This is a genomic window from Halobacillus sp. A1-3, from assembly GCF_050971765.1.
GTDB lineage: Bacteria > Bacillota > Bacilli > Bacillales > Halobacillaceae > Halobacillus > Halobacillus mangrovi_B.
The window spans coordinates 227,263-253,985 of sequence record NZ_JBPCEO010000001.1 but is presented as its reverse complement, the minus strand read 5'-3'; the positions used below and the strand labels follow the sequence as shown (position 1 = coordinate 253,985).

Here is a 26,723-nt window from a genome sequence, read left to right as displayed (position 1 = left end):
CACTTTAGTGAAAATTCGCTCATGTAGCGTCATGAACGCGTGAATCCTCAGTTTTTTCATGCTATACTAGTAAGAAACTGAAAAAACTGAATTTTTTAATTTCTGATTTTGACATGAAGGATTAAGACTGCTAGGGGGAATGAATATGCAAAAACACGGATATCCTGTGCCACAAGGTTTATATCATCCGGAAAATGAACATGAAGCTTGTGGGATAGGTGTAATCGCCAATATAGATGGCACGAAGTCTCACAGCATCGTAGAGAATGCCATTACTATTCTTTGTAACCTAGAGCACCGGGGCGGCCAGTCTGCTGACATTAGTACAGGGGACGGCGCTGGAATCTTGACTCAAATTCCACATTACTTTTTTGAAAAGCAATGTGAAAAAGAAGATATACAGCTTCCTGAGGCCGGAGAATACGGTATTGGAATGATTTTCATGCCTGAGGATCATGACAAGCGTCTTGAGTGCAAGAGGAATTTTGAAAGGGTCGTTCATGAAGAAGGCCAGAAGTTCCTTGGCTGGAGAACGGTTCCGATCAATGACTCTTTCGTAGGTAACGATGCAAAAAAAACGAAGCCTTTTATTCGCCAGGCTTTCATTGCACCTGCGGATAATGTAAAGACGCAGATGGATTTTGAACGACGATTATATATTATCCGTAAACGCGCGGAAATAGAGATTTCTACTATGGAAGGTTTCGATGATTTTTACATCAGCAGTTTATCGACGAATACGATTGTTTACAAAGGAATGTTGATTCCTGAGCAATTGGATTCCTTTTATATCGATTTGAACCATCCGGACTTTAAAACGGCCCTCGCTTTAGTGCATTCCCGTTTTAGTACGAACACATTTCCAAGCTGGAAAAGATCTCACCCGAACCGCTTTACGATCCACAATGGAGAATTCAATACATTAAGAGGAAATGTCAACTGGATGCGAGCAAGACAGGAGCTTTGTTCTTCCGAGTACTTCAGTGATGAAGATTTGCAAAAGCTTCTGCCTGTGATCGACTCGCAGGGTAGTGACTCCTCTATGTTTGATAACGCCTTTGAATTCTTATATCTATCTGGCCGATCCCTTGCGCACACGGCTATGATGATGGTACCTGAGCCTTGGTCAAACGATGATACGATTCAGGAGGATAAAAAGAGCTTTTACGAATATCACAGCTGCCTCATGGAACCATGGGACGGCCCGGCTGCTCTTGCTTACACGGATGGTAAGCAAATCGGAGCTTGCCTGGATCGTAATGGACTGAGACCTGCTCGCTACTATGTAACCAAGGACGGCATGATTGTTCTAGGGTCTGAAGTTGGGGCCTTGGATATTTTTGCTGACGATATTTTGTACAAAGACCGTCTGCACCCTGGAAAAATGCTGCTTGTCGATTTGGAAGAAGGAAAAATCATTCCTGATGAAGAAATCAAGCTGCAAATCGCTAGAGAACAGCCTTATAAAGAATGGATTGAAGAAAATAAATTCGACCTTGAAGACCTTCCTGAGCCGAAGGAGGAACACCGTCCTGTTGAGCCTCTTCTTGAACAACAGCTCGCATTCGGTTACACCACTGAAGAATTGAATAAAATTCTTGCCCCTATGGTTACAGGTAAGAAAGACCCTGTAGGATCAATGGGATATGACTCACCACTTGCTGTGTTATCTAAGAAGCCTCAGCTTCTCTATAGTTATTTCAAACAGCTTTTCGCACAAGTAACCAACCCGCCAATCGATGCGATCCGTGAATCGCTGATCACTATGGTCGAAACTACGATCGGGGCGGAAGGCAACCTGGTTGATCCTCAGCCAGAGAGCTGCAGACAAATCCGTCTGAAAACCCCAGTATTGACAAACCGTCAGCTGGAGCAGCTACGCCAGCAGTCTCTGCCAGGATTTGAAACGAAAACGTTGTCCATTTTGTTCGATGCAAAAGAAGGCAAAATGAAAGAAGCTTTGGACCGTCTGTTTGAAGAAGCGGATCAAGCCGTTGAAGAAGGTACGACATTGCTCGTGCTATCTGACAGAGGGGTTAGCAGCGAGCAAGCAGCCATCCCGGCTCTTTTAGCGGTATCTGGTTTACACCATCACTTAATCCGAAAAGGGACGCGTACAAAAGTTAGCCTTTTGATTGAAACAGGGGAAGCAAGAGAGGTCCATCACCACGCTACACTGCTTGGTTATGGTGCGGAAGGTATCAACCCGTATCTTGCTTACGAGACGCTTCGCGATTTGATGGAGCGAGGAGAAGTGGAAGCAGAATCTCACGAACAAGCCTTAGAAACGTATGTGAAATCTGCTACTGATGGAATCATCAAAGTTCTATCAAAAATGGGAATTTCCACGATTCAAAGTTATCGCGGGGCCCAGATTTTTGAAGCGGTCGGCATTCATAAAGATGTCATTGACAAATACTTTACCCGTACAGCCTCTCGTTTAGGCGGAATTGGTCTGGATATTATTGAAAAAGAAGTACTAATGCGCCACGAAGTTGCTTACCGCGAGGATCGCGGAGCAAACCGCACACTTGAAGCCGGTGATGACTTCCAATACCGTAAAAACGGGGAAGATCACCAGTACAACCCGCAAACGATCGCAACGCTGCAGCACGCGTGCCGAAGCAACGATTACAAGCTTTTCAAACAGTATTCCCAAATGCTAACAGATGAAAAGCATAATTTGCAGTCTCTAAGAGGATTACTCTCGTTCAAGAAGAGACCATCAATTCCTGTTGAGGAAGTAGAATCTGTTGAGGAGATTTGCAGTCGCTTCAAGACCGGTGCCATGTCCTACGGGTCGATCAGTGAAGAAGCTCACGAAGCTTTAGCGATCGCCATGAACCGGATTGGCGGCAGAAGTAACTCAGGGGAAGGCGGAGAAGACGCAAAACGCTTTACGCCAGAAGAAAATGGAGACTCCAAGCGCAGCTCCATTAAACAAGTAGCCTCCGGACGATTTGGGGTATCCAGCCATTACCTTGTCAATGCGGATGAAATCCAAATCAAGGTAGCTCAAGGAGCGAAGCCGGGAGAAGGCGGTCACTTGCCTGGTAAGAAAGTGTACCCATGGATTGCAGAAGTTCGTGGCTCAACACCAGGAGTGGAATTGATTTCTCCACCTCCGCACCACGATATTTATTCTATTGAAGACTTGGCTGAATTGATTTTCAATCTGAAAAATGCCAATCCGAAAGCCCGCATCAGCGTTAAGCTTGTGTCGGCTGTCGGTGTAGGAACCATCGCTGCAGGTGTAGCCAAAGGCCGTGCTGACCTTGTGTTAATTAGTGGATATGACGGTGGAACAGGTGCAGCGCCGAGGACGAGTATTAAGCATACTGGTCTTCCTTGGGAAATCGGACTGGCTGAAACTCATCAGACGCTCGTACTCGATCGGTTGAGAGACCGTATCGTCGTTGAAACGGATGGAAAGATGATGACAGGTCGGGACGTTGTCGTCGCAGCCCTTCTAGGAGCTGAGGAGTATGGCTTTTCTACAGCACCGCTTGTCGTTCTTGGTTGTATCATGATGCGTGTCTGTCACTTGAACACTTGTCCAGTGGGTGTCGCTACTCAGGACCCTGAGCTCAGGAAGAAGTTTACCGGTGAAGCCGATCATTTAGAAAACTTCATGCGTTTTATCGCTCAGGAAGCTCGAGAACTGATGGCTGAGCTTGGCTTCCGTACTATCAATGAAATGATTGGTCGTACAGACGTGCTGGAAGCGAATCAAGCGGTCGACCATTGGAAAGCAAAGGGTGTAGACTTATCAGCCCTGCTTTACCAGCCTGACGTACCAGCAGACTATGGCCGTTATGCAACGAGAAAACAGGATCACGGTTTGGACAAAACCTTGGATGTTGAAGAGCTTATTCCGCTTTGCAAACATGCGATTGAAACCGGGGAGCCGGTGGAAGGAACAGGTTCCATCCGTAACATCCACCGTGTAACCGGGACGATGCTTGGAAGCGAGATTACTCGAAAATATGGAGAAGCTGGCTTGCCTGAGGATACTATACGTTTAACCTTTAAAGGATCAGCAGGACAAAGCTTTGGAGCGTTTATTCCTAAAGGGGTAACCTTGAGACTTGTCGGAGATTCCAACGACTATGTCGGTAAAGGGCTCTCAGGCGGAAAAATCATCGTTCATCCATCACCGAGGTCATCGTTTGTCCCTGAAGAGAACACGATTATTGGTAACGTATCTTTCTACGGAGCTTCCGGAGGAGAAGCGTATATCAATGGACTCGCTGGTGAACGTTTCTGTGTAAGGAACAGTGGAGCCAATGTCGTCGTTGAAGGTGTCGGGGACCACGGCTGTGAGTATATGACAGGTGGAAAAGTAGTGGTTTTAGGCGGAACAGGTCGTAACTTCGCTGCCGGTATGTCCGGAGGAGTTGCTTACGTGCTTGATGAGACCGAGCGTTCTTTTGAAACGAAGTGTAATAAAGAACTCGTCCACCTGGAGGCGCTGAGTGATTCACAGGAAATCCAAGAGCTTTATGCCATGATTGAAAAGCATGTTCAATATACAAATAGTAAATTAGGTCAACGCATCCTTAATAACTGGAATGAGTACGTCTCTAAATTTGTACGTGTTATTCCGAGGGATTACTTGGCTATGCAAGAACGTATCAAACGTCTGAAAGATAGCGGGTTAGAGAAATTCGATGCTGAAATGACAGCATTTGAAGAAAGAAACAAACCGGTTGCAACCGTAAAATAGTACAGAAGGGGGATATCTGATGGGAAAGTCTACTGGATTTATGGAGTACGAACGCCAGACATTGCGTGAACGTGATCCTCAAACACGAACGAAAGACTGGGAAGATTACACGGTTCCCCTCTCAGAAGAAGAGGTGCAAAAACAAGGGGCGCGCTGCATGGATTGCGGCGTTCCTACTTGTCACTCCGGAATGGAGCTCAACGGCGTCACGACAGGATGCCCTGTTTATCACTTAATTCCAGAGTGGAATGACCTCGTTTATCGAGGACAGTGGAAAGAAGCTCTTAAAAAGGAACATGAGATGAACAACTTCCCTGAGTTTACAGGTTTTGCATGCCCGGCACCATGTGAAGGCGCATGTGTACTGGGAATCAATGAACCACCTGTAGCGATTCGGACCGTAGAACGTTCGATTATTGAAAAAGGGTTTGACGAAGGATGGGTGGTCCCTGAGCCTCCGGAAAAACGTACAGGTAAAAAGGTAGCCGTCGTCGGATCCGGTCCTGCAGGGCTCGCTGCAGCTGCGCAGCTGAATAAAGCAGGACATTGGGTGACTGTCTATGAACGAAACGACCGTGTCGGTGGTCTCCTCACATACGGCATCCCTGAAATGAAATTGCCTTATTCCGTAGTCGAGCGCAGAGTGAACATCCTTAAAGAAGAAGGAATTCAATTCATGACGAACACAGAGGTTGGCCGTGATTATCCTATATCACGACTTCGTGAGGAATATGATACGGTGATTCTTTGTGGCGGTGCTACAGTTCCGCGTAATATTGAAGTTGATGGGCGTAACTTGAAAGGCGTTCACTACGCGATGGACTTCTTGCACTCTAACACGAAGAGCTTGTTAGATTCTGATCATGAAGATGGAAACTATATCAGTGCAAAAGATAAGAATGTCATTGTTATCGGCGGAGGAGATACAGGTACCGACTGTATGGCCACTTCGATGAGACATAACTGTAAGAGCCTGACTCAGTTTGATATCTACGATAAAAAAGGGTCAGTCCGTGATAATGAAGTAAACCCTTGGCCGCAATATCCGGTCATTCACCGAGTGGAATACGGGCAGAAGGAAGCAGAAGCCACATTTGGTGATGATCCACGTGCTTATGCCGTGATGACGAAGAAATTCGTAGGTGATGAAAATGGTCGTATAAAAGAAGTACACACGGTCAATGTATCACTCTCCTATGATGAGAACGGCAACAAAGTACGTACTGAGATTCCTGGAACAGAAAAGGTATGGCCAGCAGACCTTGTCCTGCTTGCGATCGGGTTTACTGGACCAGAGCAGGATTTAATTGAGAAATTAGGAGTCGAGACTACGGTAAGAACAAACGTAGCGGCTCAATATGGCAAATACACGACAAATATTGATGGAGTATTTGCTGCAGGAGATATGCGCCGCGGTCAAAGCTTGATCGTTTGGGCCATCAATGAAGGACGCGAAGTCGCAAGAGAGTGTGACCGTTATATGATGGGAACGACTCAATTGCCATAAGGATATGTATACGAACCACTATCAAAAGCGTAATGTGCTTTTGATAGTGGTTTATTTTGTAAGAAAAGTTTAAATATTGTCATGCTGTGGAACAAGACATGTGTTCACTTTAAATTTAATATTTAAGAATAATTGTTTTAAAGGAGGAACTCATGTGAGCGATCAAAACCGTGAGCATAAGAATAAAAAAGATGCTCAGCTCGAGAAAGATCGAGTAGAGGATAAAGGCAAGAAGCTGACAACGAACCAGGGTTTAAAAATGGCAGAGGATGAATTTTCTTTAAAAGCAGGTGAACGTGGTCCAACGTTAATGGAGGATTTCCATTTCCGTGAAAAGATGACCCATTTTGACCACGAACGTATCCCAGAGCGTATTGTTCATGCCAGGGGATTCGCCGCTCACGGAGAATTTGAACTATATAAATCCATGGAAAAATACACAAAAGCTGACTTTTTGACGGATACATCAAAGAAAACACCGACGTTTGTGCGTTTCTCAACTGTTGCTGGTAACAGGGGTTCTGCTGAAACTGTACGGGACGCACGCGGATTTGCAACTAAATTTTACACAGAAGAAGGCAACTATGATCTAGTAGGAAATAACATACCCGTATTTTTCATTCAGGACGCCATTAAGTTTCCTGATCTGGTTCATGCATTGAAGCCTGAACCACACAATGAGATGCCACAAGCGGCTTCTGCCCATGATACATTCTGGGATTTTATTGCGAACAATCAGGAGTCTGCTCATATGGTCATGTGGGCGATGTCTGATCGTGCGATTCCACGAAGCTTCCGAATGATGGAAGGTTTCGGTGTGCATACGTTCCGTTTGGTCAACGCGCAGAACGAATCGTTTTTTGTGAAGTTCCACTGGAAGCCCGTACTTGGAACTCACTCAGTGGTATGGGATGAAGCACAGAAAATCAATGGAAAAGACCCGGACTTCCACCGAGGAGATCTCTGGAATTCCATTGAGGAAGGTGACTATCCTGAGTATGAGCTTGGAATCCAGGTTATCCCTGAAGAGGATGAGTTCAAGTTCGATTTTGATGTCCTTGACCCTACGAAGCTATGGCCCGAAGAAGATGTACCTGTAGAAATCGTCGGTAAAATGACGTTGAATCGTAATGTAGACAATGTCTTTGCTGAAACAGAGCAGGTAGCTTTTCACCCGGGGCATGTTGTTCCAGGTATCGACTTTACCAATGATCCACTGTTGCAGGGACGCTTGTTCTCTTATACAGATACGCAGCTGATCCGCCTCGGTGGTCCGAACTTCCATGAGCTTCCAATTAACCGTCCAGTTTGCCCGTTCCATAATAATCAACGCGATGGATATGGTCGACACACGATCAACAAAGGACAAGTAAGCTATCACAAAAACTCCCTGTGGGACAACACGCCTGAAACAACTAGCAAAGAAAATGGCGGATATGAACATTATCATGAGAAAGTAGAAGGTCGTAAAGTGAGAGCGCGCAGTGAAAGCTTTAAAGACCACTTCTCTCAAGCAACACTTTTCTGGAACAGTATGAGCGAAGCTGAGAAACAACACATTATCAATGCGTTCAGTTTCGAGCTTGGTAAAGTGGAAAGTGAATCTGTCAGAAAGCAAGTCGTTGATATGTTCGCAAACGTCAGCATGGACCTAGCGAAAGGATTCGCTGATAATATTGGATTGGATGCACCATCTAATGGTGGTTCAGACGTAACAAAATCCTCACCAGCTTTGAGTCAGGAAAATACGGTCAAGTCACCTAAGACCCGTAAAGTAGCTGTCATTGTAGGGGAAGGATTCAAAGGAAATGCGTTAAATGATATTTTCAATACCTTCAAATCAGAAGGTGTCATTGCTGAAATTGTCAGCAATAAGCAAGGCAAGCTTAAAGGGGAAGACGGCACAGAAATAGCCATTGACCATACTTTCCAAACTGCTGATCCTGTCTTGTTCGACGCTGTATACGTTGCTGGCGGAGATCTTAGTGATAAATCATTTAAACAGAGCGCCGTCTACTACTCAAGTGAAGCATTTAAACACTTCAAACCAGTTGGTGGATCTTTTGAAGGTACCCAACTTTTGAAAGAAAATGATTTTACTGATCATAAAGGGGTAGTGGTAGGAGATGATGCCTCTACATTTGCAAGTGATTTTGTAGAAGCGATCGCCGCTCACCGTCATTGGAGCCGACAACTCGTATAAGGATATTTTTGAGGAGACCACCCATTCTATTGGGTGGTCTTTTATTTTGTTAGGTTTCGGGAAGCGCTAGTCCAGGGAAGCTATTCACCTCAGCTTGGGCGGGAGCTGTTTTTTCAGCTGTCTTGATCCAATTGAAAACGGAATGATTAAATACCTGGGAGTTTTAAAGAAAGACATTCCGTATTAGGGAAATGGTTAAGTCATTTGAACCACCCTCACGACTGAGACGTTTTCTATCATAAAAACAGGAAATATGAACGAATTTAAGTATGAATAGTTTCGGAGTGTTCAAATTAAGGTAAAGAATTATAAATTACTTAAGAAGAGGGTGTTTGTATGATTCGTACGATTTTAATGATCATAGGTTTAATTGTAGTTATTGGCTTTATCCTTTCGTTATTATAATCCAGTAAACTCACCTTTCAATCAGGTGAGTTTTTCTCATGTCAGGGGCTGTTTGCCAGTTTGTATATTATAAAACGGATTTATATAATACGCATAAGGAGGTCGAATAAATGAAAGAATTGATCAAGTTACATAAAGAAGATTTCATAGAACAGTTAAAAAGCTTTTTATCCATTCCAAGCATTTCTTCTTTATCCGCCCATAAAGAAGATGTCCAAAAGGGAGCGGATTGGGTGGCTGACGCTCTAAAAGAGATAGGAATGGAGCATGTGGAACTAATTGAAACAGAAGGCCATCCGATCGTCTATGCTGACTGGCTGCATGCCCAGGGAAAACCAACTGTCCTAGTCTACGGTCATTATGATGTTCAGCCCGAGGATCCTTTGGATTTGTGGGAGACTCCGCCCTTTGAACCTACCATAAGGGACGATAAAATTTATGCCAGAGGCGCAACGGACGATAAGGGACAGCTCTTTCTGCATATTAAGGCGCTGGACCTATTGATGAAGGAAAACGGAGAGCTGCCAGTCAATGTAAAGTTCTGCATCGAAGGGGAAGAGGAAATCGCAAGCCCGAATCTAGGACCATTCATTAATGAGAACCAAGGTAAATTGTCCTGCGATGCCGTTGTGATCAGTGACACTTCTTTCATTGAAAAAGGCCAGCCTGCAATCTGTACCTCTTTACGCGGAGCACTAGCGATGGAAGTTACCGTAAAAACGGCAAATACAGACCTGCATTCAGGTACTTACGGAGGTGCCGTGCCCAATTCGATTCATGCATTGGTCCATATCTTAGAATCACTTCATCATGAAAATGGGGAAGTTGCGGTCGATGGATTCTATGAAGGTGTACCAGAAGTGACGGAAGCGTTAAGGGAGGAAGTAGCACAGATACCTTTTGATGAGGAAAAATTGAAGAACGAGCTTGATCTTGAAGCTTTGTTTGGTGAAGAAGGATTCACCTTCCACGAACGTGTGGGTATTCGTCCAACTCTGGAGATTAATGGCATAACGGGAGGGTTTCAAGGTGAAGGATTAAAAACGATTGTTCCAAGCCATGCCAGTGCTAAAATCAGTTGTCGTTTAGTCGGAGATCAGGATCCACAAGCCATCTATGAAGCCATTCAGAGGCATTTAGAAGCACATATGCAAGCAGGTGCTAAAGTCGAAGTGGAACAATATATTAAAGCAAATCCAGTTGCCCTTGATTCGAATGACCCTATGATCCAGACAGCAGCGGATGCCTATGAAGAAGTATACGCAGTCAGGCCGCTGTTTCCGAAAGAAGGCGGATCGATTCCAATTGTAGAAGTGTTTGCGCGAGTGCTTAATGCGCCGGTGGTCTTAATGGGCTTCGGCCTGCCGTCGGAAAATCTGCATGCGCCTAATGAGCATTTTCACATTGAGAATTTTATAAAAGGGATGGAAACAGCAAGTTTATATTTGAAAAAGCTTGGTGATCAGTAACCAGTTTTCGATCTGAGTGTGAAAGTCTTCAAACACTTCCCGGCTCTGCGAGAATCCGAACGGCCGCGTGAGTTCTCATCCACGATCATCGACGGGACAGGCCTAGTGCGTCCGTTTGGCGTTATCAATTCCAATCACCAGGGTTTCGTCTGTGATTTGATTTATTTTGTCATTCCTATTATGTTTCAAGGGAAGTCCTCCTTTTGATGTTTGTATTGGTGTACAAATGCATCTTAACGGAGGGCTTTTTTTTATACAAGAACCTCTATTGGAATCCTACAGGAATCTCCCGCGGGAGAAGGAGCTAGACGAGACCTCACAGAGAGCGTAGCGAATGAGGAGGCTTGGCAGTTCCCCGCAGGAAAGCGAGTTATTTTCCATGCACCCCTAACTCTTTTATGGGTACGAACTCAACTTAGCATAGAGGGTTAATGAGGAATCGACCCAGGACGGCATACAATGAGTCGTTTTTTTTGTTATTAAATTAGGAGTAAAGGGAGGAATATTAAAGTATACAAACAAATTTAAAAGAATTTATGGATTTATATTTACATAACGACGAAATTTGATATTATATACAAGGATTTACTAAATGATCAATGATGTAGAAAGGAGATCTAGCCTATGCTTACATCTCTTTATATTATAAGCTTAACGATTCTGCTAACGTTTTTAGTTTTATACGCAGCGGACAAGATCATGAGCCGTTTCAAGAAGATGAACAACACAGTCGCTCAAACTGAGCAAGTAGCTTCTGAAATGGAACTGACTGAGTCCTATAAATCATAACCACCAAAAAAGGCGGCCTTTCGAAAGGAAGGTCGCCTTTTTAGTAAGTAAAAAATGCCTATTGCTTCATTCCACTTTCTTCCACCTCAGGTCATACATATATTTCCAACAAAACAATCACTGAGTCTCTTTTCTTATCCTGTATGTTCTCCGTTTTGTTACTTAACAGAGTATGGTAAAATAAATATGTTTATAGTTTGGTCGAATTTTTTAAGAAGTAATGAAACATGCATGGGATGTGCTGTTTGATAAAGGAGTTTATTCATGAATAACAAAGCGGTTGTATTAGGTGCGAATTATTATATAGGTTTAAGTACGATTCGCTGTTTAGGCGTAAACGGGGTTCATGTAGCGGCGGTTGATTATTCTTGGACTGGCGCGTATGGATTAGAATCGAAATATGTGTCTGAAGCAATGATTGGTCCGCATTATAAGGAAGATCCTAAAGGGCTTGTCTCTTTCCTGATTGAATATGCGAAGAAAGAAAGTGTACCTCCTGTGCTTATACCGACAGCAGATCCATACGTTGAATTTGTTGATGAGCATTTACATGAATTACGGGAGTATTTCCTTATTCCACAAACAGAACAAGGCCTTTATACTAAAATAATGGACAAAGGCACCTTGCATGCCCTTGCTTCTGAGCATGGGGTAGCTGTGCCTGAAACCGTGAATGCAGAAGAAGAGAATTATGTTCAAAAAGTAGAAGAGACGATTCAATACCCATGTTTGGTTAAGCCGGTCGATTCCCCAGCTTTCGTCTCTAAATTCAGAAGAAAATTATTTAAAGTTTATAATAAAGAAGAGTTGATTGAAAAAGTTAATCTAGCGAAGGAAGCGGATATTGAGGTGATCATTCAACGCGTCATTCCAGGCTTTGATGATCATATGTACACCTTTGATGCGTACTTGAATCAGGATGCTAAAGTGACCCATTGGGTGACATGCCAAAAACTTCGCCAGTTCCCGATCAACTTCGGAGCTTCCGTCTATACTCAGCAAAAATATGTTCCTGAACTGTACGAGCTTGGAGCGAAGTTCTTAGAAGGGATTGGCTACAAAGGTTTTGCAGAGATTGAATTCAAAAAAGACGCAGAAACCGGACGCTTTTATTTAATTGAAATTAATGTTAGGATAACGAACTTAAATAGTCTACTTGATAAAACAGGGATTAATATTCCATACATTATGTATCGTGAGCTGACAGGCGACCCTGTTGAGCCAAAAGCGGTAGAGGAAGATAAAAATCTTGTCTTCTGGTATGCCTATGAAGACTTATTGGCCGTGCGTGAATATGTAAAAACGGGACAGCTTTCTATGAAGCAGGTATTTACATCCTATTTCAGGCCTAAAGCACATGCGATTTGGGATACAAGAGATCCAAAACCAGCCATTGCTTTTGGCAAGAAGATGGCCGGCCTAGTAGCAGGTAAGGTCCTTAAGCGCGGCTGACTGTTTTGAAGCATTAAAATAGGGAATATTGAGCTAAGGTAGTAAATCGCTAAAAAAGTCGAAATTAGAATGAAAATGTTTATTGGACAAGTTTTAAATATTTGCAGGGAAGGTAGATAGGTATGGCTAAACTAAATGAGTTGCTGAAATCCATTCATGTGCTTGAAGCATGGAATAAAAAAAATCTAGACATCACAGGATTGGCTTACAATTCGAGGTCTGTACAACCGGGGAATGTCTTTGTATGTATCAAAGGGTTCAAAACCGATGGACACACCTATATTGCAGAAGCCGTGTCTAATGGAGCTGTAGCCATTGTTGTGGAGGATTACCAGGACGAATGGAAGGAAACTCCTCAATATAAAGTCGCAGACAGCCGCAAAGCACTGGCAGCCTTGAGTGATGCCTTTTATAACCACCCTTCCCAGGCACTCAAAACGATTGGAATTACAGCTACGAATGGTAAAACTTCTACTTCCTTTATGACGAATGCCATTCTCGAACAACATGGTCTGAAAACGGGGCTTATAGGTACTGTTGTTGTCAAATACGGTGATTACTCCGAGCCGACAAAACTGACAACGCCTGAATCCTTGGATCTTCACCATTATTTTGCTCAGATGCGTGATCAGGATGTTTCTCACGTAACAATGGAAGTATCCTCATCGGCTCTCGATCTCAGTCGGGTAGGAAGTGTGGATTTTGACATTGTGACATTAAATAATATTAGTCGAGAACATATTGACCTACATGGCTCGTTCGAAGAATACTTTAATAGTAAAGCGAGTTTGATCCGCAATGCGGGACCTGACAAGTGGGCGATATTGAACTTGGACGATGAATACTCGGCTTCCCTTGTTGATGAAACCAAAGCCAAGCTGCTTACCTTCAGTGTAGAGACAGGGGACGGAGACCTTATATGCAAGGATTTGGACCTTTCTACAGGAAGAGCTAAATTCACTGTTGAAATCCGTAAACCATTTACTGTCGGGTCGACCACTTATGAACCAATGGAATTCGATATCGCTTTGTCTACACCTGGATATCACTCCGTTTACAATTCTATGGTGGCGATCGCGGCCGGGTTATTAAATGAGGTACCGATTACAACCATTCAGGAAGGCTTAAAAGCATTCGGCGGAGTCGAACGTCGCTTTGAAATGGTATTTGAAGAGGACTTCAAGATCCTTGATGATCACTTTGCCAACTATGGAAACATTAATGTGACGTTGAGTACTCTTCAGCAAATGGATTATGCGAACTTGAAACTCGTATACGCCATTCGAGGCAGTCGTGGAGTTACGGTCAATCGAGAGAACGCTCAGGCCATTAAAGAATGGGCGCCTAAGCTGGGTCTGACAGAAGTAATTGCAACGTTAAGTCAGTCTCATGTGACAGAGAAGGATGAAGTTCAGGAAGAAGAAGTACGTGTCTTTCAAGAAATGATGGATGAAGCTGGAATTAAAGTTGATTTATACAAGGAACTGGACGATGCGATTCACCATGCGTTATCAGAAGTCAACACTGATGATGTTGTATTATTAGCTGGCTGCCAAGGTATGGACCCTGGAGCAAAAATCGCACTCGAACAATTAAACAAAGCGAGACCAGAAATGGATGAGGAAAAATTATTTAAGCCTCTGAAAAACAGAGTAGCAGGAATTTTGTAATCACCAGGTCTTTTGCAAGGAGGCATTACATGAACGACAAAATCATCGGCATACTAGGTGGAATGGGGCCTGAAGCAACTGCAGAATGCTATATGAAAATTATTCGAGCTACGAACGCAAGCAAAGACCAGGATCATTTCCGTGTCATCATAGACAGTAATGCGAAAATACCTGACCGTACAGAAGCGATCTCTGGCAGAGGCGAAAATCCCGTACCCGAAATGGTTCATGCAGCGAAGAACTTAGAAGAACTAGATGTAGACGTTGCGCTAATTCCGTGTATGACTGCGCACTTTTTCATTGATGAAGTGCAAAAAGAAGTTTCATTTCCGTTGTTAAATGCTTTTCTGGAATTGAAGAAGTACATCAGTGATTATTATCCGAGTGTATCTAAGATTGGTGTGTTAGCGACGACTGGGACCTTGGAGACTGGACTTTTCGAAAAGTATTTAGATCATTTGGATGTAATTTATCCTTCACCCATTAGTCAAAATGACAAAGTGATGCAGGCCATTTATGGTGAAAACGGCATTAAAAGCGGCAATACGGATGGGGAACCTTTGCATTTATTGAAAGAAGCATCTCAGGAGCTGCTAGATAATGGGGCGGAATTGATCATTTCCGGTTGTACAGAAATTGGGTTGGTTCTAAAACCTTACCACCTTCCGACTCCTTTGCTTGATCCGATGGAGGTCGTAGCAAATGTTGTTGTGAAAGAGACGGTTTATCAGAAGTCTTAGGAAAAGTACGATAACCGTATAAAGGAGTGCTTCTTAATGGCAAAAAATGAATTGAAAGAGTTTTTGTCTGAGTCCTTTGGAGAAGGTGTGTATTATCGAGAGTTACGGTTATCTAATAAAGATATCGAGGAACTTCGCAAATTCTATCCTCAAGCCACTGTAAGGAAAACTTCAGAGATATGTGACGCGAATAGCAAAGCATGGTATGAAATCAATTTGTTACCGCTAAAAGGCCCTGGCTACGAAACCATTCAGGAAGAGAACACTAGGTTAAAAAAGGAAATAGAAGTACTTAAAAAAGCCAGAAACTAAATAAAACTATGAAATGAAGACAATTCGAAATGAATTGTCTTTTTTATTTTCACTCTTTATCTATTATCTGTTTAGACAAAGTTACTTAGAAAATTATGGTTATAACTATGAATAGGAAAAAAGAGCATTGTGTATATACATATGACAAATTGCATCGAATAGCGAAAAACCCTACAATTCGACACGATTTGTCACGATTGTGTAAATAGATGAAATACAAATGTAATAATAATTTGTCTTTATTTAGCGAATTTCTTTGTTATAATTATTATGGTAAATCGCAACATACGACAAAGACTACATACTTTTTACATCATAGATTTACAAAAATGAGTGTTAGTAGGAAGTGATTTAATATGCATCACCGCAAGACAGTGTTAAATAGTGCCAAGAAAACCGCCCAAAAGATTAATAAATATAGAGATATCAATGGCGTTGAGTTAAGAAGAGGTGACGTCAAGTATGAAGATTAAAACTTTCGGCCGCCATGGTAAAGAAGGCGTGAAGAACCTGGCGAGGAACCGCTGGATGTCCATCGCTTCTATTTCAGCTGTGACCGTTACACTTCTGTTAGTAGGAGTATTTGCTACCTTACTCCTTAACTTAAATGACATCGGGACCCAAATTGAAGAAGATGTCGAAGTACGCGTCTTTATTGATAGAACAACGGATCAACAAGGCCAGGAAGAACTGGAAGAGAAGCTGGGGAATATATCAGCGGTTTCCAGTGTGGTTTTCCAATCTAAAGAAGAAGGATTGAACAAGCTGATTGAGAGTATGGGAGACGAAGGGGAAGTCTTTCAATCTTTGAAAGATGAAAACCCGCTCAATGATGTTTTCGTTGTTAAAACAAAGGATCCTGAGGATACCATTCAAGTCGCTAAATCAATCGAAGATTTTAAGCATGTTGAAAAAGTAGAATATGCCAAAGAGACTGTAGAACGTCTCTTTAATGTGATGGATATGGCTAGAAATGTTGGTCTTGCCATTATTGCCGGTCTGTTATTTACGGCGATGTTTTTAATTGCCAATACAATTCGTATTACGATCGTAGCACGCAGAAGAGAGATAGAGATCATGAAAATGGTCGGTGCGACGAATTGGTTTATTCGATGGCCATTCCTGTTTGAAGGCATATTGATTGGTATATTAGGCGCCGTTATTCCGATTGGTTTAGTAATATTCGGATACGACTATCTCTATACAGAAATTACAACTCGATATCCGACTTTGTTTATTGATTTACTACCGGTTTATCCGTTCGTACTTGAAGTTTCCGGAATCCTCATTCTTATGGGAGTCATCATTGGATTATGGGGAAGTTTTACGTCAATTAGAAAGTATTTGAAAGTATAAGGATCAGAGCTTATATAGAGAAAAGTAACTTTTGAGTTGGGGGAGGAAGAACGATTGAAGTTTAAAGTTTTAGTCGCCGTTTTAACCGTCAGTCTGGGACTTTCCGGGTTGTCGACTGCGGGGCCTGTTTTTGCTAATGACTTAAAGGATAAGTTAAGTGAAAATAAGGACAAGCAGTCATCAGCTGAAGAAAAGAAGCAGGAAACAGAGCAGGAAATTGCTGAGATTAAAGAAGATCAAGAACGAGTCAGTGCAGAGATTGAACGCTTGGATAAACAAATCATGGAAGCCACTGACAAGATTGCAACAAAAGAAAGTGAAATCAAAGAAACCCGACAAAATATTAAGGAACTTAAATCTGAAATCAAAGTCCTTGAAGAGCGTATTGCTGAAAGAGACGAACTGTTGAAGGATCGAGTCAAGTCCATGTATCAAAATGGTGGAGCCATTGATTACATAGATGTCTTGATGGGAGCAGAAAGCTTCGGGAACTTCCTTGAACGTGTCATGAGTCTCAATACGATTGCCGAGCAGGATAAAGAACTTCTTGAGCAGCACAAAGCTGATAAAGAAGCTGTTGAAAAGAAAAAAACACAAGTGGAAGATGAATTAGCTTCCTTAGAAGATAAACTAGCAGAACTTGAAACTTTGAAAAAAGAATTAGATAGCAAAAAATCTCAAAAAAATAATCTATTAAGTGCGCTTGAGAATGAAGAAGAAGAACTTCATAACCACAAAATGGATATTCAAGAAGAGCAAGAGACGTTAGCGGCTCAAGAAGCTGCCATCAAGAAAGAAATAGAACGTCAGCGTAAAGCTGCTGAGGAAGCAGCGAGAAAAGAAGCCGCTGAAAAAGCCGCTCGTGAAAAAGCACAATCAGAATCCAAAGCTGAAGCTGCTAGCACATCAAGCTCAAACGATAGTTCAAGTAGTAGCTCGAGCGATAACTCTTCCCAATCAACAAGCAGTGGTTCATTATTCAGCTGGCCAGCAAGTGCTCCAACCACATCGGAATACGGCATGCGTTACCACCCAATTGATGGGGAGAACCGGCTTCACTCTGGTATTGATTTAGCTGCTGGCGGGACGATTCCGATTAAAGCAGCAGCTGACGGTACAGTAATCCGTGCAAACTATTCATCGAGTTACGGTAATGTTGTTTTCATTGCACACCAAATTAATGGTCAAACGTACACCACGGTGTATGCCCATATGAGAGGTACACCACACGTATCCGCTGGACAATCCGTATCTAGAGGCACTCAATTAGGGTATATGGGAAGTACAGGTGCTTCCACTGGTCAGCACTTGCACTTCGAAATTCACGAAGGTTCATGGAATGGAAGCCGTTCAAATTCTGTAAATCCGCGTAAATACTTGCCTTAAGGTAAACTTAAAACACTCTGACTTTTAAAGTCAGAGTGTTTTTTAATTGTTTAGCGGTTGTACCGATATAGATCTGTAGCCAGGGCAAAGTAGATGTCACCAGGACATCCAACGCGAAAAGAACAGCGTTAGGCTCCAAAACTTCATATTCCCGACTTTCAGGGTTAAACTTGAAGATTCCTACAGATGTACGCGTGTCTAATTTTTCACTTTAGGCTTAATACACTAGAGATAGACAATGAATAAAGCGGTAATGTAGACATAAACCTTAGCTAGATAACCGCAGATGAGTGTTTTATTATCATTAATTTAATGCATCTATTCATCTAATTTTCATCTAATTTTCATCTAATTTTCATATTCAATTGATAAAATCTTTATAGAGGTGACAGGTATGAGTTTTCCTCCTTACATAATGGCTAGAAGTATAGCATTTATTGCAGGAATCGTATTTTATTATTTTGCTTCCCATCATTCTTCACAGGTAAAAAAAGATAGGGTTTCTTCTTTCCTATCCTTAATCACAAGCTTCGTGGTTGTCATGTTTTTAATGAAATTCGTGACGAAGTTTCCAATGGTCTTTGAGTATCCTTTGGCATTACTCGCATATCCAAGTGGTACGCTCGAATTCTATCTAGCATCGGTAGTGATCGTATTTTTCTATCGGAAGGAATATATAAAAAGTAAAACAAAAGAAAGCTTTCATGGCGATCTTGTTTTCATGGGAACCGGGTCCTCGTTCTTTTTCTACTTTATCGTTGTTGTTTTCTTAAATGAGAAAGTGCTCTTAGAAATGGGGCTGTGGTTTTGTCTTTATCTCAGCCTTTTAATCTTTAAGTATTTCTGGCGTGAAGTGTTATTTGTCGGAATGATTATAGCCAGTGTCATTTCTTTCACTGTGGAAGTTCCAGCCGTCATGGGGATTCGAGTGCACGCCGCATTCTATCTATTCCTTACACTATTTTCGTTCATAGTCATTATAAAGAAAAGGATGGGTTCTAAATGGGATCAGACGTAACATTATGGCTTGCACTAGGGGCAGGGGTTATATCCTTTCTATCGCCTTGTACGCTACCGATTTTTCCGGCTTATTTATCTTACATAACTGGAATGAGCGTGAAAGAAATCCAAGGGGATAAAAGCATGAATGTAAGGAGAAAATTACTTTTTCATTCTATATTTTTTCTGTTTGGAATCGGATTAATTTTCATCAGCCTTGGTCTTGGAGCTTCTATGCTCGGAAACTTATTAAAAGGTTTGTTTACAGGAAATACGGGAGACTTCATACAAAGAGTTGCAGGCATTTTTATTATTGTTATGGGATTGTTTATTGGTGGGTGGATTAATTTTAAATGGCTGATGCGTGAAAAACGAATGAAGGTCAAGCCAAAATCTACTCTCGGTTATGCTGGGACGGTTTTCGTAGGCATGGGCTTTGCTGCTGGCTGGACACCGTGTATAGGGCCGATCTTTGCCTCTGTTCTTGTGCTCGCTGCTAATGAACCAACTAAAGGGTTGTTGTACACGGTTGCCTATGTAATAGGTTTTGCCATTCCATTTTTACTTTTCACCTGGTTTATCGGTTCTACACGGGCCATTGTAAGATATAGTTCTATCATTATGAAGGTTGGCGGGAGTCTGATGATCGTGATGGGCGTGCTTCTATATACAGGACAATTAACCCGTTTGTCTAACATCCTTCTTCGTCTTGTTCAGGATACGTGGTTTGCGAATTTAGGAACGATATTTTCATAGTCAGGAGTGATCAGTATGAAGAAATGGATTATCATTTTAGGGATTACAGCATTATTTGGATGGGCAGTCTATGACTTTACAGATAAGGAAACAAAGGAGAATCCTTCTTCTGAAGGAGAATCATCAGGGACGAAGATGGTAGCAGAAGGCGAACCGCAGTCAACTCCACAAACAGGCTTAAAAAAAGGTCAAGACGCACCGGATTTTACGTTGACTCAATTAAATGGAGAAACGGCTAAGCTTTCGGATTATCGTGGCCAAAAGGTATTGATCAATTTTTGGGCGACCTGGTGCCCGCCTTGTCGTGCTGAAATGCCTGATATGGAGAAATTATATAATGAAACTGACATTGAGATCCTTGCGGTTAATTTAACGGGAAGGAGAGTGCAAGAGGAGATGTTAACAACTTTGTTCAAGAGTTCGAATTAACTTTTCCTATCCTTTTGGATCACGAGGCTGAAGTGATGGGTAAGTATCAAGTTGGTCCTGTACCAACCTCCATCTTCGTTGATGAAGATGGGAAAGTGCAATCTGTTGTTCTTGGGGCAATGAACTATGATATGATGATGCAGCGATACGAAGACCTATGAGAAATGAGGCGTAAACGATGAATCCTAAAATAATGATTGTCGAAGACGACGCTAAAATTTCCAACCTCATCAAGCTTTATTTAGAGCGTGATTCTTATATAACGCTACAGGCGTATGACGGAATAGAAGCGCAGGATCTTTATTTAAGGCATGTGCCATGTTTAATCATCTTGGATTTAATGCTTCCAGGGATGAGCGGTGAAGAGTTTTGCCGTTGGGTGAAAAGTGAAGAAACACCAGAGGATCCTGCGGTCATTATGCTGTCAGCAAAAACTAGGACACAAGAAAAGATCAATGGGTTGAAATTAGGTGCAGATGACTATATGACAAAGCCTTTTAGTCCAGAGGAGCTGTTGGCCCATGTTGAAGCCGTATTGCGCCGAACGGGGAGGCTTTGTCAAAAAATTGTTCACGAAGGACTTGTCATCAAACCGAGAAAGGGAGAGGTTTGGCTGAACGGGGAAGAAATTGAACTTACCAGCTATGAATTCAACCTCCTTTTTCTTCTGATGGAAAGTCCGGGCCAAGTATTTTCTAGAGAGCAACTGATTGATCATATTCACCCTCGCTCGGAGGCGCAAATCTTCCCGAGAACAATTGATGCCCATGTAAAAAAACTAAGAAGAAAGGTTGAAGATAATCCCGGAGAGCCAAAGCGAATTGTAACCGTAAGAGGAATGGGGTATAAATTTGTTGGGGAATAAGTTTAAGCAATATATATCTTCCGATTTACGAGTTCGTTTGACTATGATTCAAATCTTTATTCTTGCAAGCTTTATTTTATTTAGCGGGCTTACAATCTATCAAACGGCATGCAGCTTGGTTGGCGAAATGAATGGGATTACTCGTTCTGTTCAAAATGGATTTCATGTAGATTTGCTCGCCTATTTTTGGCTCATTAGCGCTGGTGCCATTATTATAGGCGGTTTTATTTATTTGAGAGTCACACAATCAATGTTAAAACCCATTCAGCAAATGAAAGGATCGGTCAGAAAAATCCGTGACGGACGTTATCCTGAACCGATTTCTGTAGATGGTGAAAAGGATGATATAGGTCAGCTGGTCCAGCATTTTAATGACCTAAACCAAAAGCTCCAAATGAACGAAGAGCTTAGAAACCGGATGCTTAGCGATATGTCGCATGAAATACGAACTCCACTCTCGAACCTAAGGGGGTATCTGGAAGCACTTCAAAAAGGAGTTATACAAGGTGATCCTGCTATTTATCAATCACTGTTTGAAGAAACACAGCGTATCACTGATTTACTTAGTCAAATTGACTGGATTCGTGAATGGGATGGGTCTTCCCATGATACAATGATATCCCCAGACATGGTAGAAGCACGAGAGTTGATTGATCATGTGGTTAAACTTTATGAACTGGAGTTTCAGCAAAAAGGAATTATCCTTCAGGTAGATGTTGAGCCAGCAGAGATATTTGTAGACCAGAGAGGAATGCAACAGGTTCTCACCAACCTTTTGAGTAATGCCTTAAGTTACTATAGTGGAAACGGTGCGGTAGAGGTAAAAGGAGAAAGAAACGAGAACGACTACACGATATATGTAAAAGGTCCTGGACAATCGATTCCTAACGAGCAACTCGAGAAGATCTTTGAACGGTTTTACAGGGTTGATACTTCCAGGTCAAGAGATACAGGAGGATCGGGGCTAGGATTAGCAATTAGTAAAGAGATCGTCGATCGTCATAAGGGAAGCATAGAAGTAGAAAGTGATGGAAGTATCCACAAGTTTATTGTTTATTTGCCAAATGCCTTGAGCCAGAGCTGAGGCATTTTTCTTTGTTGACATTATACCGTATAGGGTATATAGTATAACAAGAATGAATGAGTAAGGAGTGGAACAATGATTGCTATTACAGTTAGTGGAGCTATACTGATGTTGTTGTTCTTTATGAATAGATACTGGCCTGTCCATGGAGTTAAAAAAATAGATGTGAATGAAATAGGATCAGATACGATTCTCCTTGATGCAAGGGATTACCAGACATCAAGCAGAGATCGTGTTGGAGATGCCTATTGTATTCCATTATCGTATTTAAACCGTCATCATACAGATTTACCTAATAGAAAGGTGGCATTAATTGTATCCGATCAGGTTGAAAGAAACCTATGTACCCGCCTTCTTCGTAAAAAAGGATATGAAGTGATCGGGTACACAGTGGCTGATCAAATGAAGAGTTATCATGCTGTTCCTTGTCTGTGTGAAAAATAGGAGGTGCTGAAAATAGAAAGTATTATTCAATGGATTATCATCATAGGTATTGCTCTATTTGTTGCGAATCGCTTGATGCCTGCTAAAGGTGTTCAATCGATCACTTCTCAAGAAGCTAAAAAGCTTATGGACGAGAAAAATGTACAATTTATAGATGTTCGTACACCAGGTGAGTTCAGAGCAAATCACCGAAAGCCATTCAAAAACATTCCATTATCAGATTTAAGAAAAAGATCTGATGAGATTAACCGTGAACACAGTGTAGTTCTCGTATGCCAAAGCGGTATGAGAAGCTCTAAGGCAGCAAAACTATTAAAAAAACAAGGCTATAAAAAATTATACAATGTAAAAGGTGGTATGGGAGCCTGGGTATAATTCCTGCATTGGAACTGCTTAGGGATGAAGAGCTGTGAGAATCACAGGACTTTATCCCTTTTTTCATGCTTACATATCTCAGAATTTTTAAACAAATGGTATAATGATGGTAGAGATTCCCTTTCATCATGATTGAACTCCAGAAAAGTAGAGATGTTACGAGGAGGAATAAAATGAGTGAAATGAAATTGATTCCATATCGTACGGTAGAGGTCTTGCAAAGTACATCAGAAGTTCCTAAAGGTGTACAGATGGTTGAAGCTGAAGATTTGTGGGTCGATAGCGACAGGGGCAGGGGAAGCGTAGTAGCCGTCATTGATACTGGGTGTCAATTAGACCATCCAGATCTAAAAGGTAGAATCATAGGCGGACGTAACTTTACTTCAGACTATGAGAGTGACCCTGAGAACTACGCAGACAACAATGGTCACGGCACTCATGTGGCTGGGACAATAGCTGCTATAGAGAATGGAGAAGGGGTGGTAGGTGTAGCGCCGGAAGCAAGTCTCCTTGTACTGAAGGTATTAAAGGGTTCTGGGAGCGGAGAATACAAATGGATTATTGATGCAATTGAGTATGCAACCCAATGGTCTGGTCCTAACGGGGAGAAGGTTCGTATTATTTCGATGTCTCTTGGCGGACCTGATGATTCCGAAGAGCTCCATGAGGCCATTAAAAAAGCAGTGGATCAAGATATTTCCGTTGTATGTGCCGCAGGTAATGAGGGAGACGGGCGTCCGAGCACACCTGAATACGGATACCCTGGCGCCTATAATGAAGTCATTCAAGTGGGGGCAGTAAATGAAAATCGATCACTTGCTGACTTTACGAACACGAATGATGAGATCGACCTTGTCGCTCCTGGAGTTAAAGTTTTATCCACTTATATTGAAGGTAAATATGCAAAGCTCTCTGGTACCTCTATGGCTACCCCTCATGTTTCCGGTGGTTTAGCTCTTCTTATCCCATTAGTAGAGAAGCAATTCGAGCGGAATATGACAGAGGCAGAAATTTTCGCTCAACTAGTTAAGCGTACAACACCATTAGGATATACAAAAAAAGCAGAAGGAAACGGTTTAATGACCCTCGCTTTAGTTCAAAAGCTTGAAGATCTTTTCAGTACCTATATTAATAACTAGCTTTCAAAATCCCCTGCTAATAACAGGGGATTTTTGTTTTACGAATTTTTGTATGTGAGTAGCGCTTATCGAAAGCATTGTCGGGGTTGCTAAAGGAGTAGGGGAGGACAAAAGAAACTTTTTCTGTTGCTTCATTCATTTCACGCTTCAAACCCTCCTTTCCATCTTCTCTTTCTCTTAATTTTTATGCATTCTTTTAACCTCCCTATACCTTCTTACTCTCTTCCTTTTACTATCAAATATATCTACTTTACACTTTAGTAATCCATCATCCCCTAATAAAATTTTTCTATTAATTACGCTTATAGTTAAATTTCACAATTTTCCTAACCAATCCTATATGATCTAAAAGACCCACACTCAGCCCGGATCTCTGAAATTAAGATCTAAACTCAGTCCGTGATTTTGTGCATAATTTTGTAGAATTGCCTGATTTAATAGTTTGTATACAATTATGTATGCATGTGTGCGTTTTGCATTCCTTATGTACACAATATGTTTGCTTGTATGCAAAAGCGCACGCATACTGGTATATCAATATGTATACTTATTTGTTTGCAAGTGTACATAAATGCAGGCATGCACACATATTCGAGTACATCTAAAGGCGCATTGACTTTGAAGGAATAGTTTTATAGATTAGAGGAGAACCAGGTAAAATCTAGTAATAAAAAGGAGAGCTGTTCTTATGACAAACTCGAGAATTGCAGCTGTTGACGTTGGTAATGATGCAGTAAAAGCTAACTTTGGAAAATTAGAATCATCCCTATATATTCCAAACGTAATTGCAAGAGACTTAGAAGATCGCCCTGTTATCGGAATTGAAGATTTAGATGAAAAAGACCCACTCGATAACTTACATATTCGAGTGCATTCCCCTGCATTAAAAGAAAATAATGCTATCTATCGTGTAGGTAATCTGGCTACGAAAACAACGAACTCTACGGAATTGGATCCAGGAAGCTATAAATCTGAAGAAGACCAGACGTTAATTATGCTTTTCGCTTCTCTGGCGATGGATGCTGTTGAAGGTAAGAATGCACAATCTGCAAAAAATAATGTGGTAGAAGCTAACTATACACTCGGCACAGGTTTACCACTTCGGGAAGTTAAAGAAGGTAAGGATGTAGGCTACCGTTCTCAACTGCTCGGGTCCGTACACCAGGTCGAATTCCTAGTAACGCCTAGATATCAAGGTATGAAAGTTAACATCAAATTTGACGAAGTGAAAGTTTATCCAGAGGGATTCGCAGCTTACATCAACCTAGTTATGGATAATGATTTAAACATCATCAATAGAGAGCTAATTGATAAGCAGATTCTTATCCAGGACATCGGGGGGTTATCTACAGATATTGCTGTCATCCGCAACCGTAATGTCGATGACGATAAAGCCTCAGGATTCAACCTGGGGGTTTCTGAGTCTCTTGAAATGATCAGAGATGAAATTCTTACAAAACATGGCGTCGAATTGGATAGTCGTCGTGATGTAGTAGACATTATTACTCGTAACAATGATCGTCACCACATTATGGTTAAAGGTAGTCGTACGAATGTTCATGATATTACTGACCGTATTCTGCTTGAACTGGCTAAAAAACAGTACCGCTATTTGAGAAATGTATGGCAGAAGAACTCTCAGTCTGAGATTTGCTATTTCGTTGGCGGCGGCTCAGCGGTCCTTAAAGAGTATATTAAGTCGTTAAACAACAAACTTGATGGATTTAATATTGAATTCTTCGAAGATGAGAATGAAAGTATCTGGATGATGGCGAATGCTTATTACAAATTGATCTCTGATTATATCCGAAAAAATTCTAAGCAAACTGGTAAAGAAAGCAAGAAACAAGAACAAAAAGCAACCTCATCTAAGTAAGTGATGGTATGCTATGAGTCAGTCTAAGAGAAGTGTGGAGAGGGGACAGTCGATCACGTTTCGCGTCCCCTCCGATACACCCGACCATTTATTACGCCAACTCTCTCATCTGAAAGATACAGAACGAAGAAACTTTTCTAGTAAAATTGCACAATTTGTACTTAAAGGAGTTAATGAATCACTTTCGAAAAATAAAGAGACCATTTCCGTCCCGCTACCGAAACCTCTTACAAAGGAACAACGGAACTGGATGAAGCATGAGCATTCAGAAGCGCTGATTGGAAGCATTTTATACCAGCTTATGATGGATCCTGTAAGGGCGACGACTCTTTTGGCTTCTTTAAACAGCAATGCCTATGACATCAATGAAGCTTTGTATTTACAAGAAGATGAGGCAGCGGCTGCGGAGGAGCTTGAGTCAGTACCAGTACCAACTATCGAACCTGAACCAGTACAAGAGGCTTCGGGCGAAGAGTGGAAGGACATTGATGATGAACTAGAAGGGCTGAGTCTGGATCATTTGCATGAAGATCTCCACGAAAATAAAGAGGAAAATTCGGTAAACGATGATGAAGATGAGGATGATCTTTTAGGTGACTTCCTTTCGAAAATGAATAAGTAATGAAAAGTCCCAGCTGAGTAAAAGCGGGGCTTTTTTTTAGGTGAAACGCAAGGGTCTGTTAATCGAATTCGTATCGAGTGAAGTGACAGCCTATCACCATTTTCAGATAGCTCGATAAA

The 26,723-nt window shown here is 41.8% G+C and carries 23 protein-coding genes; all 23 read left to right on the top strand.

The genetic code is table 11. The annotated features are described in order from the left end of the window. Positions 1 to 145 precede the first annotated feature (145 nt). The 23 genes from gltB to ACRYKC_RS01075 all read left to right on the top strand — a co-directional run bounded on the left by gltB (position 146) and on the right by ACRYKC_RS01075 (position 26,604). On the top strand, positions 146 to 4,726 hold the full coding sequence (gene gltB / locus ACRYKC_RS01185; protein WP_433804820.1) for a glutamate synthase large subunit: 4,581 nt from the start codon (positions 146 to 148) through the stop codon (positions 4,724 to 4,726). Positions 4,727 to 4,745: 19 nt separating this feature from the next. Continuing rightward, complete coding sequence (locus ACRYKC_RS01180; protein WP_433804819.1) at positions 4,746 to 6,233, top strand: glutamate synthase subunit beta; 1,488 nt, start codon at positions 4,746 to 4,748, stop codon at positions 6,231 to 6,233. Positions 6,234 to 6,387: 154 nt separating this feature from the next. Next, positions 6,388 to 8,436 (top strand): catalase, encoded by a 2,049-nt coding sequence (locus ACRYKC_RS01175; protein WP_433804818.1) that lies wholly within the window; start codon positions 6,388 to 6,390, stop codon positions 8,434 to 8,436. Positions 8,437 to 8,951: 515 nt separating this feature from the next. Continuing rightward, positions 8,952 to 10,310, top strand: coding sequence for a dipeptidase (locus ACRYKC_RS01170; RefSeq protein WP_433804817.1), 1,359 nt, complete (start codon positions 8,952 to 8,954; stop codon positions 10,308 to 10,310). A gap of 18 nt (positions 10,311 to 10,328) precedes the next feature. Then, a complete protein-coding gene (locus ACRYKC_RS01165) occupies positions 10,329 to 10,517 on the top strand; it encodes a hypothetical protein (RefSeq protein ID WP_433804816.1) in 189 nt (62 codons plus the stop codon). Between the two features lie 417 nt (positions 10,518 to 10,934). Next, positions 10,935 to 11,099 carry a hypothetical protein gene (locus tag ACRYKC_RS01160; protein WP_433804815.1) on the top strand — a complete coding sequence of 55 codons (165 nt, stop codon included), beginning with the start codon at positions 10,935 to 10,937 and terminating at the stop codon, positions 11,097 to 11,099. Between the two features lie 264 nt (positions 11,100 to 11,363). After that, positions 11,364 to 12,551: a carboxylate--amine ligase gene (locus tag ACRYKC_RS01155; RefSeq protein ID WP_433804814.1), complete on the top strand. Its 1,188-nt coding sequence runs from the start codon at positions 11,364 to 11,366 to the stop codon at positions 12,549 to 12,551. 122 nt (positions 12,552 to 12,673) lie between these two features. After that, entirely contained in the window at positions 12,674 to 14,221 is a 1,548-nt protein-coding gene (locus tag ACRYKC_RS01150) for a Mur ligase family protein (protein WP_433804813.1), read from the top strand. 29 nt (positions 14,222 to 14,250) lie between these two features. Further along, entirely contained in the window at positions 14,251 to 14,961 is a 711-nt protein-coding gene (cuyB, locus tag ACRYKC_RS01145) for a cysteate racemase (RefSeq protein WP_433804812.1), read from the top strand. A gap of 36 nt (positions 14,962 to 14,997) precedes the next feature. Beyond that, positions 14,998 to 15,273 (top strand): hypothetical protein, encoded by a 276-nt coding sequence (locus ACRYKC_RS01140; protein ID WP_433804811.1) that lies wholly within the window; start codon positions 14,998 to 15,000, stop codon positions 15,271 to 15,273. A 462-nt stretch (positions 15,274 to 15,735) separates the two neighbouring features. Further along, on the top strand, positions 15,736 to 16,629 hold the full coding sequence (ftsX, locus tag ACRYKC_RS01135) for a permease-like cell division protein FtsX (protein WP_433804810.1): 894 nt from the start codon (positions 15,736 to 15,738) through the stop codon (positions 16,627 to 16,629). Positions 16,630 to 16,683: 54 nt separating this feature from the next. Then, positions 16,684 to 18,015, top strand: coding sequence for a murein hydrolase activator EnvC family protein (locus ACRYKC_RS01130; protein ID WP_433804809.1), 1,332 nt, complete (start codon positions 16,684 to 16,686; stop codon positions 18,013 to 18,015). A 415-nt stretch (positions 18,016 to 18,430) separates the two neighbouring features. After that, positions 18,431 to 19,033 carry a hypothetical protein gene (locus tag ACRYKC_RS01125; protein WP_433804808.1) on the top strand — a complete coding sequence of 201 codons (603 nt, stop codon included), beginning with the start codon at positions 18,431 to 18,433 and terminating at the stop codon, positions 19,031 to 19,033. After that, the gene (locus tag ACRYKC_RS01120; protein ID WP_433804807.1) at positions 19,018 to 19,770 is read left to right on the top strand and encodes a cytochrome c biogenesis CcdA family protein; all 753 of its coding nucleotides are present in this window, start codon (positions 19,018 to 19,020) and stop codon (positions 19,768 to 19,770) included. The genes ACRYKC_RS01125 and ACRYKC_RS01120 overlap by 16 nt, the downstream gene beginning before the upstream one ends. Before the next feature lie 15 nt (positions 19,771 to 19,785). Next, positions 19,786 to 20,199, top strand: a complete 414-nt coding sequence (locus ACRYKC_RS01115; RefSeq protein WP_433804806.1) for a TlpA disulfide reductase family protein — start codon at positions 19,786 to 19,788, stop codon at positions 20,197 to 20,199. Between the two features lie 14 nt (positions 20,200 to 20,213). Next, the gene (locus ACRYKC_RS01110; protein ID WP_433804805.1) at positions 20,214 to 20,360 is read left to right on the top strand and encodes a thioredoxin domain-containing protein; all 147 of its coding nucleotides are present in this window, start codon (positions 20,214 to 20,216) and stop codon (positions 20,358 to 20,360) included. A gap of 17 nt (positions 20,361 to 20,377) precedes the next feature. Next, positions 20,378 to 21,064 carry a response regulator transcription factor gene (locus tag ACRYKC_RS01105; RefSeq protein WP_433804804.1) on the top strand — a complete coding sequence of 229 codons (687 nt, stop codon included), beginning with the start codon at positions 20,378 to 20,380 and terminating at the stop codon, positions 21,062 to 21,064. Continuing rightward, entirely contained in the window at positions 21,054 to 22,148 is a 1,095-nt protein-coding gene (locus ACRYKC_RS01100) for a sensor histidine kinase (protein WP_433804803.1), read from the top strand. Before ACRYKC_RS01105 ends, ACRYKC_RS01100 begins: the two co-directional genes overlap by 11 nt. A 75-nt stretch (positions 22,149 to 22,223) precedes the next feature. Continuing rightward, entirely contained in the window at positions 22,224 to 22,592 is a 369-nt protein-coding gene (locus ACRYKC_RS01095) for a sulfurtransferase (protein WP_433804802.1), read from the top strand. Positions 22,593 to 22,667: 75 nt separating this feature from the next. After that, a complete protein-coding gene (locus tag ACRYKC_RS01090) occupies positions 22,668 to 22,967 on the top strand; it encodes a rhodanese-like domain-containing protein (protein ID WP_433805113.1) in 300 nt (99 codons plus the stop codon). Positions 22,968 to 23,140: 173 nt separating this feature from the next. Next, entirely contained in the window at positions 23,141 to 24,106 is a 966-nt protein-coding gene (locus ACRYKC_RS01085; protein ID WP_433804801.1) for a S8 family peptidase, read from the top strand. A gap of 688 nt (positions 24,107 to 24,794) precedes the next feature. After that, positions 24,795 to 25,982, top strand: coding sequence for an Alp7A family actin-like protein (locus ACRYKC_RS01080; protein WP_433804800.1), 1,188 nt, complete (start codon positions 24,795 to 24,797; stop codon positions 25,980 to 25,982). 13 nt (positions 25,983 to 25,995) lie between these two features. Beyond that, a complete protein-coding gene (locus ACRYKC_RS01075; RefSeq protein WP_433804799.1) occupies positions 25,996 to 26,604 on the top strand; it encodes a hypothetical protein in 609 nt (202 codons plus the stop codon). Positions 26,605 to 26,723: the final 119 nt, after the last annotated feature.

Excerpts from the sequence above, each read along its gene's own strand:
- ACRYKC_RS01140 (WP_433804811.1), top strand. The coding sequence starts at position 14,998 with ATGGCAAAAAATGAATTGAAAGAGTTTTTGTCTGAGTCCTTTGGAGAA.
- ACRYKC_RS01160 (WP_433804815.1), top strand. The coding sequence starts at position 10,935 with ATGCTTACATCTCTTTATATTATAAGCTTAACGATTCTGCTAACGTTT.
- ACRYKC_RS01155 (WP_433804814.1), top strand. The coding sequence starts at position 11,364 with ATGAATAACAAAGCGGTTGTATTAGGTGCGAATTATTATATAGGTTTA.
- ACRYKC_RS01075 (WP_433804799.1), top strand. The coding sequence starts at position 25,996 with ATGAGTCAGTCTAAGAGAAGTGTGGAGAGGGGACAGTCGATCACGTTT.
- cuyB (WP_433804812.1), top strand. The coding sequence starts at position 14,251 with ATGAACGACAAAATCATCGGCATACTAGGTGGAATGGGGCCTGAAGCA.
- ACRYKC_RS01120 (WP_433804807.1), top strand. The coding sequence starts at position 19,018 with ATGGGATCAGACGTAACATTATGGCTTGCACTAGGGGCAGGGGTTATA.
- ACRYKC_RS01090 (WP_433805113.1), top strand. The coding sequence starts at position 22,668 with ATGCCTGCTAAAGGTGTTCAATCGATCACTTCTCAAGAAGCTAAAAAG.
- ftsX (WP_433804810.1), top strand. The coding sequence starts at position 15,736 with ATGAAGATTAAAACTTTCGGCCGCCATGGTAAAGAAGGCGTGAAGAAC.
- ACRYKC_RS01105 (WP_433804804.1), top strand. The coding sequence starts at position 20,378 with ATGAATCCTAAAATAATGATTGTCGAAGACGACGCTAAAATTTCCAAC.
- ACRYKC_RS01095 (WP_433804802.1), top strand. The coding sequence starts at position 22,224 with ATGATTGCTATTACAGTTAGTGGAGCTATACTGATGTTGTTGTTCTTT.
- ACRYKC_RS01115 (WP_433804806.1), top strand. The coding sequence starts at position 19,786 with ATGAAGAAATGGATTATCATTTTAGGGATTACAGCATTATTTGGATGG.
- gltB (WP_433804820.1), top strand. The coding sequence starts at position 146 with ATGCAAAAACACGGATATCCTGTGCCACAAGGTTTATATCATCCGGAA.
- ACRYKC_RS01150 (WP_433804813.1), top strand. The coding sequence starts at position 12,674 with ATGGCTAAACTAAATGAGTTGCTGAAATCCATTCATGTGCTTGAAGCA.
- ACRYKC_RS01180 (WP_433804819.1), top strand. The coding sequence starts at position 4,746 with ATGGGAAAGTCTACTGGATTTATGGAGTACGAACGCCAGACATTGCGT.
- ACRYKC_RS01080 (WP_433804800.1), top strand. The coding sequence starts at position 24,795 with ATGACAAACTCGAGAATTGCAGCTGTTGACGTTGGTAATGATGCAGTA.
- ACRYKC_RS01125 (WP_433804808.1), top strand. The coding sequence starts at position 18,431 with ATGGCTAGAAGTATAGCATTTATTGCAGGAATCGTATTTTATTATTTT.
- ACRYKC_RS01170 (WP_433804817.1), top strand. The coding sequence starts at position 8,952 with ATGAAAGAATTGATCAAGTTACATAAAGAAGATTTCATAGAACAGTTA.
- ACRYKC_RS01085 (WP_433804801.1), top strand. The coding sequence starts at position 23,141 with ATGAGTGAAATGAAATTGATTCCATATCGTACGGTAGAGGTCTTGCAA.